Source organism: Pseudomonas sp. 05N431, assembly GCF_056397005.1.
The window spans coordinates 62114-74802 of sequence record NZ_JBFTMN010000002.1 but is presented as its reverse complement, the minus strand read 5'-3'; the positions used below and the strand labels follow the sequence as shown (position 1 = coordinate 74802).

Genomic DNA, 12689 nt, shown 5'->3' with positions numbered 1-12689 from the left:
AGATTTATATGACTCGACTCAGTGGAAAAGTGGCCATTGTCACCGGCGCCGGCCGTGGCATCGGCCGAGCCACCGCCAAGCTTTTTGCGGTGCAAGGCGCGAAGGTGGCGGTCGTTTCACGCACGGCAGAAAATGTCGACCAGGTGGTTGCCGATATCCAGGTCGCGGGCGGCATCGCTCTCGGAATCGTCTGTGATATCGCTGATCCTGATCAAGTTACTGCCACCGTTGATAAAGTGGTGGCTGCCTATGGCCGGATCGATATTCTGGTGAACAATGCTTTCGACCCCTCCGTGGTTTTTTCATCCGTGGTCGAGCTGTCGGCTGAGCAGTTGCAACGTAATTTCGAGATGGGGCCGATCGCCTATCTGCGCACTATGCAAGCGTGCTACCCCCACCTCAAAGCTAGTGGTGAGGGAAGAGTTATCAACTTTGCGTCACTGGCCGGTGTCCTCGGAATGCAGGGCTACGCCCCCTACAACATGGCGAAGGAAGCGGTACGAGCCTTGACTCGTTCAGCGGCGAGGGAATGGGGTGCTGACAACATAACGGTGAATAATGTCATGCCGGTCGCAGACACTTGGGGTACTGCGGCCGATGTGCCTGCACCCACTAACGTACTTGGCCGTTATGGATCACCCGAAGAGGACATTGCGCCGGTTGTGTTATTCCTCGCCAGCAAGGATGGGCAATTTTTGACGGGGTATAGCCTGACACCTGACGGAGGCCAAATCATCGACAGCGCACGCTGATTTTACCGTCCAGCCTGTGAACGATTGCTCCACCGGAACCACAAGAAACGCCTTGGCGTGTCTTGTGGTTTTTTCATGCGATGTTCACCGATGCAACCGGCTCCCGCGTGGCTGCGCGTGCAGCCAGGAGGGCAAGAGCAGCCGCCACGCCCAGCAACGCGGCGCTCAACTCGAAGGTCGCTCGATAGCCGCTCGAGTCAAACACCAGCCCGCCAACGGTTGCACCCGAGGCAATGGCCAGTTGGATGATCGCCACCATTAAGCCGCCTCCCGCTTCAGCAGCCTCTGGCAATGTTCTGGTCAGCCATGTCCACCATCCCACCGGGGCCGCCGTTGCAACTAGCCCCCAGAGACCCAACAAGACAGTGGTGGCCGCCGCCGAGCTGCCGAATGAAACGAGCGCCAGTGCGATCATTGCCATCAAAATCGGTATGACGATGAGGGTGCGATGCAGGCCATTTTTCAAGAAGGCTTCAATCAGGAAGGTTCCCGCGAGGCCCGCCAGACCCAGGACGAGCAACATCAGCGACAGCATGGAAACACTGACGTGCGTGATCGTTTCAAGGAACGGGCGCAGGTAGGTAAACAGCATGAACTGACCCATGAAAAAGACACTGACCGCCACCATGCCTAACGCGACCGGTAGGCTTTTCATCAGCCTGAAGACATTCCCAGTGCCTGAACCACTTTGCGACTTCATCGCCGGAAGGCTAAACAGAAGCCAGACAGAGGCGATTACCGCGACCGGGATGACGCACAAAAATGCACCGCGCCAGCCGATCAACGCGCCAAGGAAACTGCCCAACGGCGCTGCAATCACTGTTGCCAGAGCGTTGCCGCCGTTGACGATTGCCATGGCGCGAGTGATCTGGTCTTCAGGCACCAGGCGCATGGCGGTCGCCGCCGACAGCGACCAGAAGCCGCCTATTGCTACCCCGATCAGCGTGCGGCCGGCCATGAACACCCAGTAGTTCGGCGCGAACGCGACCACTGTTCCCGAAATGATCATCAGCACAGTCAGTGACAACAGCAGAGGTTTGCGGTCGACCCGCGCCGCCACCGAAGCGGTCAGGAGGCTGGCGAACAGCGCAAACAGCCCAGAGACTGAAATGCCCTGGCCCGCTTGCCCTTCGGTGATATGCAGATCGGCCGCAATCGGTGTCAGCAGGCTCACGGGCATGAACTCCGATGCCACCAGAACGAAGGCGGCAAGCGACATGGCGAACACGGCGCCCCATGATTGTTCAGGATTTCGCGGGGCTGAGAGCGTATGTTGGATCATTGATTGAATCCTGTAATGCGCGAAGCGTCGCGGCCCCGGGAACAGGGCCGCGCGTGAGAACGGGTGCCCGGCCAGGGCACCGTGCCGCTACTTCAGGTTGCTTTTGAAGAACGAGGTCAACTTGGTGAATGGAATGAGGTTGACCCGATCGTAAAGATCCACATGGCCGGCATCCGGAATGATGAGCAATTCTTTAGGTTCTGCCGCGCGTTTGTACGCATCCTCACTGAACTCGAGTGAGTGTGCCTGGGCGCCAGCAATGAACAGCAGTGGGCGAGGGGAGATCGTCTCGATGTCGTTGAACGGATAGAAGTTCATGAATTTCACGTTGCTGGTCAGTGTCGGCATGGTGGTTGTTTGCGCCGACGCGCCGGCAGGGGTGACCTCACCACGCGGTGTGCGATAGAAATCGTAGAACTCGTCACCCACGGCGTTGCCAGTTAGCTTCAGTGGTGAGCCGCTGGTATAGCGGGTCTGCCCACCTTGGAACTCTACATCGCGCTGTTGCACCGCTTCACGAATGATCTGCTGGCGTTGTTCAGCCGTTACGCCGTGCTTGAGGCCGTTACGATTGGCCGCGCCCATGTCGTACATGCTGACGGTGGCGATGGCCTTGAGACGTGGATCAATCTTGGCCGCACTGATGGCGAAACTGCCGCTGCCACAGATGCCGATGACGCCGATACGCTCATGATCAACTATCGGTCGAGTGCCGAGAAAGTCTACGGCGGCACTGAAGTTTTCGGCGTAGATATCAGGCGAGACCGCTTGGCGAGGTGTGCCCTCACTTTCGCCCCAGAAGGACAAGTCCAGCGACAGTGTGACAAATCCCTGCTCGGCCATTTTTGTGGCGTAGAGGTTTGCGCTTTGCTCCTTTACCGCGCCCATGGGGTGGCCAACGATGATGGCGGCGTTTTTCGTTTTCGGGTCGAGGTCTTTCGGGGTGAACAAGTTGCCCGCGACTTTCATTCCGTATTGATTGTTGAAGGTGATCTTGTCCACCGTCACCTTGTCGCTTTTGTAGAAGTTGTCTGCGCCGTTTGACATCTCGGCTCCCATTGAAGAAAAAGAGGTAACAAGTAGCCCGAAGGCGAGAAAAATACCTTTCACTGGATCGTCCTTTCGGTTGAGTCGTTATTTGCTGGAGTCTTCCGCTTGGCCAGCCAATGTGGCGTTGTCGATCACGAAGCGATACTTGACGTCACCCTTGAGCATCCGTTCGTAGGCATCGTTGATCTGATCGGCTCGAACCAGTTCGATGTCGGCGACGATGCCGTGCTCGGCGCAGAAATCCAGCATCTCCTGCGTTTCAGGGATGCCGCCGATCATCGAGCCGGCAATCGTTCGTCGTTTCATGATCAGGTTGAACACATTGGGCGATGGATGCGGCGAGGCGGGCGCACCGACCAGGGTCAGCGCACCATCGCGCTTGAGTAGAACGAGGAAGGCTCGAGATCGTGGGGGGCCGCGACGGTGTTCAGAATGAAATCAAAGCTCCGGGCGTGCGCGGCCATCTCTTCAGCATTGCGCGACACGACAACCTCGTCGGCGCCCAGTTGCTTCGCCGCCTCGCGCTTGGATTCAGAGGTGGTGAACGCCACGACGTGGGCGCCCATCGCGTGGGCCAGCTTGATGCCCATGTGGCCCAGGCCACCGATGCCGACCACGCCGATTTTCTTGCCCGGCCCGGCGTTCCAGTGACGTAATGGAGAATAGGTGGTGATGCCCGCACACAGCAGCGGTGCGACGGCGGCCAGTTGTGCTTCGGGATGGCGGATACGCAGAACATAACGTTCATGCACCACGATGTTTTGCGAGTAGCCGCCGAGCGTCCAGCCGGGCTCGTCCGGGGTCGGGAAGTTGTAGGTGCCGATCATGCCATCGCAGTAGTTTTCCAGACCGGTTTCACAATCGTCACAGTGTTTGCAGCTGTCGACGATGCAACCAACACCGACCAGGTCTCCAACAGTGAAATCCGAAACATGCGCACCCACCGCCGATACACGGCCGACAATTTCGTGCCCCGGTACGCAAGGAAACTGAGTGCCTGCCCATTCGGCACGCACCTGATGCAAGTCCGAATGGCAGATACCGCAGAAGGCGATATCGATCTGAACGTCATGGGCGGCGGGGGAACGGCGACTGATCTGCAAAGGCTCAAGGGGGTTGTCGCCCGCATGAGCACCATAGGCTTGTACAAGCATGGGAGAGTCCTCGAGGGTATGTCGGATGAACATTCTCCCGCTCTACCCAGAGGCTCTGTAGTGCAATCCGCTGGATTACTTGCCTGATTCTATGAGTCTGCGTTCTATTGCAGGACGGTTGCGTGCGGGCGAGTTAGAGTTCAGCGAAGAGGTACGAGAGGAACATGATGACCCAACACGAAACCGCCACATCGCCCCAGGAGGCGCTCGCCCAGGTCATTGGTTCGCAGGTTTTGAAACCCGGTGACTACGGAACCTCGATTGCGGGCCTCGGCTTCTTTAGGCGCGAACACCCGTCGCCGCCCGTTGTTTGCATGGTCGAACCGAGCATCATTCTTGTCGCCCAAGGCGAGAAACAGCTGTGGGTAGGCGGTGAGGGTTATCCGTATGACACCTCACGTTTTCTGGTCACCTCACTGGATTTGCCGGCCAACTCGGAGGTGCTCGCGGCGAGCCCGGAACAACCGTGCCTGGGGCTGACGTTCAAGCTCGATTTGCGCATGCTGGCAGAGCTGATAGCGCAGAGTGACCTACCGCCCACCCGTGAACGCTCCATCGCGAAAGGGGTAGGCATCGGTTCAGTGACCGCAGCCATGCTTGCGCCGTTCGAGCGCTTGTTGGCGCTGCTCGATGAGCCGGAAGCTATTCCTGTTCTCGCCCCTTTGATCCAGCGTGAAATTCACTACCGTCTCTTGAAAAGTGATCAGGCGGGCAGGTTGCGACAAATCACTTCTGTCGATGGCCAGGGCTATCGAATCGCCAAAGCCATCGATTGGCTGAAGTTGAATTACACCTCGGCCCTTCGTGTCGACGAACTTGCCGCCCGGGTACAGATGAGCACGCCGACCTTTCACCACCATTTCCGCCAGCTCACCGCGATGAGCCCGTTGCAGTACCAAAAATGGCTACGGCTAAACGAGGCGAGGCGCTTGATGCTCAATGAGCATCAGGATGTATCGAGTGCGGCGTTCAAAGTCGGTTATGAGAGCCCTTCGCAGTTCAGCCGCGAATACAGCCGACTGTTTGGAGTCGCGCCTAAACGAGATATCGCAGTGTTGCGAGGGGCAGGCTAGCGACATGGTGAGGTCATTCAAAAATGGTGGTTGGTCCACGAGCGAATACTCCGCCCAAGATGTGAGGGAGCTATTTATAAAACGGAAAAAACCATTAACAATCAGGCTTTTATGTAAAAAATAGCCGGATGCGATGGGCTACACCTAACGGTTTTTTTGCCCCCAAACGGATCTCCGACGGAGAGCTACCAAACCAGCGTTTGCAAGAACGTGCCCGGAGAAACCCACGGCGATTCAAGGCAAACACCTTGCGCTACGTTTTATGGATGACCGCCAAACCATGGAGGTCGGAATGAGCCACCTCCCGACCTCCATGCGTCGCGCCTTTTTTCGCCCGAAGATTACTCCGCCGACGTTTGCAGTACCTCAACCCATAACGCACCTTTTCCCGACGCCGCTTCACCGACACGTTTCAAGGCGCCGTTGTTGCTGACCGCGTAAGTGCCGACTTTTTCGCTTTTCTCACCCGTTACCAGCAACCAGTGCCCGTTGGGTGAAAAAGCGATATTGCGTGGCTGCTTCTCTTCCACCGGATAGTTCTCAAGAAAGCTCAAGCCGCCTGTTGAAGGGTCAACCGCGAACGCCGATACCGAACTGCTGGTGCGCTCGGTCATCAACAGTAGCTTGCCGTCGGGTGAGATCCGCAGGTCCGCCGCCCAGATACGTGGTGTGGGGTCATCCTTCAGGTCGTTGTTACGGGCATCACGCACTTCGCCGCGAGCCAGCTTCAAACGCTCGGGAATGCCATTGGCAACGGCAATCTGACTCAAGGCACCGGTGCTGTCATTGATTGAAAACGCTGTGACCGTGCCGCTCATTTCACCGACCACATACAGGTATTTGCCGTTCGGGGAAAAGGCCAGGTGCCGAGGCCCGGTATTGTCCGGGACACTGATGTAGCCGCTGTCGATGGGGGTGAGCGCGCCGGTTTTGGCATCAAGGCGATATTGCAGGACCTGGTCCGCGCCAAGATTGCCCGCGTAGGCAAAACGGTTGCTTGGGTCGGTTCGAACCGAATGCGCATGCGGACCTGTTTTGTAGCTCAGGATGCTGGCAGAAGGCTGATAGGCCTTGTCGATGGCCTGAACGCTGACGGTATCGGCACCGTAGGATGCACCGAGCAGATAGTGTCCTTTTCTATCGGTAGACAGGTAAGCCATGCTTTCTGCCAGTGGCGCTTTGGACAGCGGCGTCAGATGTCCGCTCTTGGGATCTATGCGGTAGCCCAGCACCTGAAACGGCTTGACCCGCAAGGCGGCAAACAGCACTTTGCCGTCAGGGGTGATGGCCATGGGGTTGACCTGATCACCGGCGTTGACCTGTTCAATCAGACTCAGCGCGCCGTTGTTCTGGTCAAGGCGATACTGGGAAATCATTCCATCTCCCGGGCTCGAGATATAGGCAAAGGTGGCGGCATTGGCTTGCAGGCTGAGACCGTAGACAACGGCAGCGGCCAAGAGGAAGGGGTTTCTCACAGGTGGTCCCTTATTTTTATGATTGTGGTCAGTCATCCTATGACTGTTCTTGGACAACATCAATCATGGCTTTTCTCAGGTTGGAAAGTAACTTCATGGCTCAGGCGCAGTGTTTACGAGACCTGGCCCGGTTCGGCTATGCGCAGCTGAATCCCTTTTTCGCCAGTTGGGCGTCGATCTGTTTACCTGACACCGAGCCGCCGAGGGGACGCAACGTCTCCTCGGTGGCCAACGTTCAGTCAGTCACGGAACCGTGCGGTATTCTCCCGGCGAAACTGTCCACCAGGCTCGCCACCACCATCTCTCCCATTCGCGTGCGGGTCTGCAGCGTCGCACTCGCGCGATGGGGCTGCAGAACCACGTTCTCGTTACCAAACAGTGCCTCGGGGACGTTCGGTTCATCGACAAACACATCCAGCGCCGCACCCGCGATCTCACCAGCGGCAAGCGCCGCCACCAGATCAACCTCGTTGACCAGCTTGCCGCGCGCCACGTTGATCAGATACCCGTCCTTGCCCAGCGCCTGCAGCACCTCGGCATTGATGATGGCTTCAGCCTTGTCGGCAGCGGCCGCGAGAATCAGCGCATCACTGTTGCTGGCCAACTGCTTCAGATCGGCGAAGAAAGTGTGGTTCACATCGCTCATCGGCTGCAGATCGGTGTAGCTGATCGGGCAGCCGAACGCCGCGGCTCGAGTCGCCACTGCACGGCCGACCCGGCCCATGCCGACGATGCCGATGCGCATGCCCGACACCTGACGCGCCAACGGCAACGGGGCCAACGGTGTCGGGCTATGGGGCCATTGTCCCGAACGCACATAACGATCACTGGTGCACAGGCCCCGGCACACGGCAATCAACAAGCCGATGGCCAGGTCGGCGACGTCTTCGGTCAGCGCTCCGATGGTTGCGGTCACGCGGATCCCGCGATCCCGGGCGTAAGCCAGATCCACCGCATCGGTACCCACGCCATTGACCGCCACCACTTCCAGTTTGGGTAATTGCGCCATCAGCGCCTGACTGATACCAGTATGCCCGCCTGTAATCACCCCGCGAATGTTCGCGCCGTGTGCCTGCAAATAAGCCTGCTTGTCGGCTTGCTGGAAGTAACGTCTGACGGTAAACAACTCATCGAGCAGGGCGTTGATTTCAGGGATCAGGATCGGGCTGAGCTGCAAGACTTCTGGCTTCATGTAAACCTCGCGTAACGGAATAAAAAGGCCGGTTTAACCGCGACCGGCAAACGGCATGGCACTGGCCATGACGGTCATGTTCAGGACGTTCGCCTCCAGCGGCAGGCCGGCGATGTAGCGCACGGCATCGGCCACATGCTTGACGTCCACCATCGGCTCCACGGCGATGCTGCCGTTGGCCTGGCGCACGCCTTTGGTCATGCGCACCGACATTTCGGTCAAGGCGTTGCCGATGTCGATCTGGCTGCAGGCGATGTTGAATTCGCGCCCGTCCAGGGCCAGGGATTTGGTCAGTCCCAGCACCGCGTGTTTACTGGCGGTGTAGGCGCTGCTGAACGGTCGTGGGGTATGCGCCGAGATCGAGCCGTTATTGATGATGCGTCCGCCCTGTGGCTGTTGCCGGCGCATCAGTGCGAAGGCACCACGGGCGCAGAGGAAAACGCCGTTGAGGTTGGTGTCGATCACGTTTCGCCACTGCTCGAACGTCAGCTCATCAAGCGGCACGGCAGGGGCGTTGACCCCGGCGTTGTTGAACACCACGTCGAGGCGTCCGTATACCTCGGTGATGGTGGCAAACAGCGCATCGACACTGGCCGGGTCGCGCACATCAGTGGGCACTGCCAAGGCTTCGTGTCCTTCGCTGAGCGCCAATTCGACCAAGGCCTGCAACGGCTCAGGCCGACGTCCGGCTAATACCAGGGTAAATCCGTCTGCCATCAGAGCCAGCGCCACGGCGCGGCCGATTCCGCTGCCGGCGCCGGTGACCAGGGCCACTTTCAAAGGACTGGACATGTTGTTATCTCCTTTTTTCAATTCACGAGCGCGTATGTCGGGTTCAAGGTCGCTGACCGACGCGCATTTCCAGTTGGCCGATGCCGTCGATCCCGGCATTGATGATGTCGCCCGGTTGCAGTACATCGACGCCCGCCGGGCTGCCGGTCATGATCAAGTCACCGGCCCGGAGCGCTACCGATTGCGAGATGCGGCTGATGATTTCACTGACCGACCAGATCTGGCTGTCGAGGCTGTCGCGTTGGCGCTCTTCGCCGTTGACGTTCAGCCACAACTCGCCGTCCGGGTGTCCCGCGCGAGTCACCGGCACGATGGCCGTCATCGGCGCGGCGCCGTCGAATACCTTGGCACCTTCCCACGGCAAACCATTGCTTTTGGCCGCACGCTGGACATCACGACGGGTCAGATCAAGACCGACGGCATAGCCCCAGACATAGGCCTGCGCCTGACTCTCCGGAATATTGGCGCCGCCCTCACCGATGGCCACGACCAATTCGATTTCGTGAACAAACTCTTCGGTCAACGGCGGGAAAGTCACTTCACCCGCCGCATCCACCACGTTGCTCGCCGGTTTCATGAAGAACACTGGTGGCTGGCGGGACTGGCCTTGGGCATCTGGCCAAGGGTAGTTGCGGCCGACGCAAAATACCCGGCCGACGGGAAAGCGCTGCTGGCTGCCAGCAACCGGCAAGGTCACGGGCAGATCCGGGGTAAACACGTACTCGGTCATCGTCATTTTTGTAGTCGTCCTGTTAGAAGCGTCAGCGTACGGCGGCAATCTTTTGCAAAGTTGGACGAAAGCCGCCTCGTGTTGGAGAAAAACGGTGTCTTGGCTCAGCGCGCCTTGAGTTCGATGCGATACAAGCGACCGAGCAGCAACGAATAGGACAAGGTCCCCATCAACGCCACCCCCCCAATGAACCAGAAGGCGTAGGCAAACGAGCCTGTCGCGTGGACGATGCCGCCAATCACGATCGGGGTGACGATCCCGCCGATGTTGGCGGCCAGGCTGGTGACCCCGCCGGTCAGGCCGATCAGTTCCTTGGGCGCGACTTCCGATACGGCCGCCCACGACGACGAAGCGATTCCCTGGGCGAAGAAGGCAATGGTGAGCACGGCAATGCAGATCACGTTCGAGTCGGTGAAATTCACCAGCACAATCGACATCCCCAGCATCGATCCGACCACCAAGGGCAACTTGCGAGCGAAGGACATTGAGTAACCACGGCGTATCAGCAAGTCAGAGACGATGCCGGCCAGCAGAATGCCAACCGTTGCGCCCACGAAGGGCAGCACGGCGAAGATCCCGGCCTTGATCATGGTCAGCTTGCGTTCTTCGATCAGGTACGTCGGGAACCAGGTCAGGAAGAAGTACAACGCCGAGGTGCTGGCGAACTTGCCGATGCAAATCGCCCAGATCTGCCGATAGCTGAACAGCTCGGCGATCTGCCGCCAGTTGAACCGGGTGCGCTCCTGACTGCTCTTGACCAGTCCACCGCCGGCTTCGATGTACTTCAGTTCTTCCTGGCTGACGTTCTTGCAGCTCAGCGGATCGCGGTACACGTAGAGCCAGATCACACCGAACACAATGCCGAGTATCCCGGTGCTGTAGAAAACATGGCGCCAGTCATAGGTCGTGGCCAGCCATAACAGCACGCCGGTAAACAGTGCCGTGCCCAGATACTGGCCGCACACGTAAATGCTGCTGGCAAGGCCTCGTTCGCGGGCCGGGAACCACACCGTGACCGCTCGGCTGTTGGCCGGAAACGCTGGAGCTTCCATGGCGCCGACAGCCAGGCGCAGCCCGAACAGCGAAGCGAATCCTGTGGCAAAGCCTTGGCACACGGTAACTGTCGACCAACTGATCAGCGACACCCCGTAAGTGAACCGGGAACCGAAGCGATCGGCGATGAACCCGGCGGGGACCAAGGCGAGTGCGTAGGTCCAGGCAAACGCGGAAAAAATCAGGCCCATTTCGATCTTGTCCAGGCCCAGATCCTTGGCCATGAACGGTGCGGCAATCGAGATGTTTACGCGGTCGATGTAGTTGATGATGGTCGCAATCAGCAGCAACGACAGCATGAACCAGCGCCGACGCGTCGGCAGTCGCTGAGGCAACAGGGCGTCCCTGGCGCCGGCGCTCACCGACGGCGCGGTGGACGGGGAGGTTTGCGAATTCGACATGGGTAGACCTTTTTATTGTTAGAAGAATCGAGATGTTCGCGCGCAGCCGAAGCCGATGCCCCCAGTGTCGGGGCAGAGCAATCGCTACTTGAATGAGAGGCGCGGACAGCCGCTGTCAGGCGCTCAAATACGCCTTCGGACTGGCTCGGTAGGGGGAGGGTTGGCGAGGGAAAAAAGCAGGTTCATCACGAGCGCACCTTTTGATTGTTTTTGGAAGGGTCGGGCTGCATTGGTTGTTACAGTGGTCGTACAACCTCTCAAAATCAACGGAGGCGTTAGATCGTTTTTTCTCCTGTAAAAGGCGATTAATGCAGGTGTCCAAGAGAAATCAAATCGGCTCATTTCCTTCGTTATGCTTTATTCGCTTCATAAGTTGATGTTTTTAAAAGATTAAATATTTTTGTGTGCTCGTAGTTTTTTGGACAGGCGACACATCACACACTGATACAATTAATTCTCTGTGTTTCGTTATCATCCTATGACGTGTTGAAGCCAGCGGTGTCTGCCTTCACAATCACCGCGGTCGCCGCCTGCGTCGCGGCGCGACGACAACCTGTCCATGTACCTGTCGAGGATCCTCAGGCGATGTCGTCACCGAGTCGAGTACCCACTTACGTCATGCAGCAACGCAGCGAATTGACGGACTTTTACATCCGCGACAAAAAGGGCCGGCGCGCCGAAACCAGCCCGCATCGCCATGAGTATTTCCAGATCCAGGTCAACCTCGGTGGCGATACCGTGCAGCACATCGGCAACGTCGAACGTCCGTTTCCGCGCAATACGCTGGCCTTCATCCTGCCGCATCGCGTGCACGTGATTCCGCATCCGCTCGACAGCAATTTCATGGTGATCAATTTTTCCCAGACCTTTCTGCTGCCGCATTTGCAGTGCGACCCGATGGACCTGGAGGAAGTCTCGATTCTGCTGGCGCCGGAGTTGTCGCCGTTCCGCTTTCAGGAACATCTGGATTTCATTCTGGCCGATGAAGATTTCAGCAAAGTCTGTGCCCTGATCGAACAGATGCGCGTGCTCGATGAAAACCGTCAGTTTGGCACTCGCGAGATGCTCAAGGGGTTGTTGCTGCAACTGGTGGGTAGCGTTTGTGCCTTGTATGCCGAGCCGCTCAAACGATTGGCCGAAGAGAATGCCGCCGAAGTCAGCCGACGCGATGCGCTGAGCAGGATGTCCGAATACTTGCGCAAGAACATTGACGATCCCGATCTCAACCTGATCAAGGTTGCTGCTGCGACTTACTTGTCACCGACGTATCTGACGCACTGGTTGCGCAAGGAAATCGGCAAGACCTTCACTGAGCTGGTGCTCGAGCGCAGGATGCACGCGGCACGCAATTATCTGCTCAATGGAACCCGGCCGGTGGGGGAGGTGGCGAGGTTGTGCGGTTTCGCTGACGAAGCTTATTTCTCCCGACGCTTTCGCCAGATACATGGCCAGCCACCCGGGCAATTCAGACGTCAGCAGCTCAATCCTGATACGCCGCAATCACCGTCCGACACGTGATCGACAGCTGTAGGTGATGTGGCGGTAGATACGAGGTCGATCTGGGCGCACCGGATTGGCCGAAATCGGATGTTCACCGCAGGATCTCTCAGGCATACGCAGCCTCTACAAATGCCTCCAGCGCCTTGTCTTCCAGGATCTCGATAGAGAAGTGCCCGAAGCGCTTGGGCAGCCAGAAGATGCGTGCCCCGCAATGTTCAGATGGCTTGAAGCAGAA

At 58.2% G+C, this 12689-nt stretch carries 10 protein-coding genes and 2 pseudogenes; 3 read left to right on the top strand and 9 right to left on the bottom strand.

Annotated elements, in window-relative coordinates:
• Positions 1-8: 8 nt before the first annotated feature.
• Positions 9-752 (top strand): SDR family NAD(P)-dependent oxidoreductase, encoded by a 744-nt coding sequence (locus tag AC1DIG_RS03355; protein WP_477766139.1) that lies wholly within the window; start codon positions 9-11, stop codon positions 750-752.
• Between the two features lie 73 nt (positions 753-825).
• Here AC1DIG_RS03355 and AC1DIG_RS03350 read toward each other — a convergent pair whose 3' ends face one another.
• The 3 genes and pseudogenes from AC1DIG_RS03350 to AC1DIG_RS03340 form a co-directional block, all read right to left on the bottom strand.
• On the bottom strand, positions 826-2034 hold the full coding sequence (locus AC1DIG_RS03350) for an MFS transporter (protein WP_477766138.1): 1209 nt from the start codon (positions 2032-2034) through the stop codon (positions 826-828).
• Positions 2035-2121: 87 nt separating this feature from the next.
• Positions 2122-3081, bottom strand: a complete 960-nt coding sequence (locus tag AC1DIG_RS03345) for an alpha/beta hydrolase (RefSeq protein ID WP_477766137.1) — start codon at positions 3079-3081, stop codon at positions 2122-2124.
• 87 nt (positions 3082-3168) lie between these two features.
• Positions 3169-4238, bottom strand: a pseudogene (locus AC1DIG_RS03340) (NAD(P)-dependent alcohol dehydrogenase).
• A gap of 164 nt (positions 4239-4402) precedes the next feature.
• On the opposite strand from AC1DIG_RS03340, the gene AC1DIG_RS03335 reads away from it, so the two are divergent.
• Positions 4403-5311, top strand: coding sequence for an AraC family transcriptional regulator (locus AC1DIG_RS03335; RefSeq protein WP_019690925.1), 909 nt, complete (start codon positions 4403-4405; stop codon positions 5309-5311).
• A gap of 341 nt (positions 5312-5652) precedes the next feature.
• Here the strand turns inward: AC1DIG_RS03335 and AC1DIG_RS03330 are convergent, their stop codons facing one another.
• The 5 genes from AC1DIG_RS03330 to AC1DIG_RS03310 all read right to left on the bottom strand — a co-directional run bounded on the left by AC1DIG_RS03330 (position 5653) and on the right by AC1DIG_RS03310 (position 10954).
• Positions 5653-6786 carry a lactonase family protein gene (locus AC1DIG_RS03330; RefSeq protein WP_477766136.1) on the bottom strand — a complete coding sequence of 378 codons (1134 nt, stop codon included), beginning with the start codon at positions 6784-6786 and terminating at the stop codon, positions 5653-5655.
• Positions 6787-7021: 235 nt separating this feature from the next.
• Positions 7022-7978, bottom strand: a complete 957-nt coding sequence (locus tag AC1DIG_RS03325; RefSeq protein ID WP_477766135.1) for a 2-hydroxyacid dehydrogenase — start codon at positions 7976-7978, stop codon at positions 7022-7024.
• Positions 7979-8011: 33 nt separating this feature from the next.
• Positions 8012-8770: an SDR family oxidoreductase gene (locus AC1DIG_RS03320; RefSeq protein WP_477766134.1), complete on the bottom strand. Its 759-nt coding sequence runs from the start codon at positions 8768-8770 to the stop codon at positions 8012-8014.
• Between the two features lie 43 nt (positions 8771-8813).
• Complete coding sequence (locus AC1DIG_RS03315; RefSeq protein WP_477766133.1) at positions 8814-9506, bottom strand: fumarylacetoacetate hydrolase family protein; 693 nt, start codon at positions 9504-9506, stop codon at positions 8814-8816.
• 98 nt (positions 9507-9604) lie between these two features.
• Positions 9605-10954, bottom strand: coding sequence for an MFS transporter (locus AC1DIG_RS03310; RefSeq protein ID WP_477766132.1), 1350 nt, complete (start codon positions 10952-10954; stop codon positions 9605-9607).
• 585 nt (positions 10955-11539) lie between these two features.
• On the opposite strand from AC1DIG_RS03310, the gene AC1DIG_RS03305 reads away from it, so the two are divergent.
• Positions 11540-12472 (top strand): helix-turn-helix transcriptional regulator, encoded by a 933-nt coding sequence (locus AC1DIG_RS03305; RefSeq protein WP_477766131.1) that lies wholly within the window; start codon positions 11540-11542, stop codon positions 12470-12472.
• Between the two features lie 88 nt (positions 12473-12560).
• Here the strand turns inward: AC1DIG_RS03305 and AC1DIG_RS03300 are convergent.
• A pseudogene (locus AC1DIG_RS03300) lies at positions 12561-12662 on the bottom strand (VOC family protein); the annotation flags it as partial.
• Positions 12663-12689: the final 27 nt, after the last annotated feature.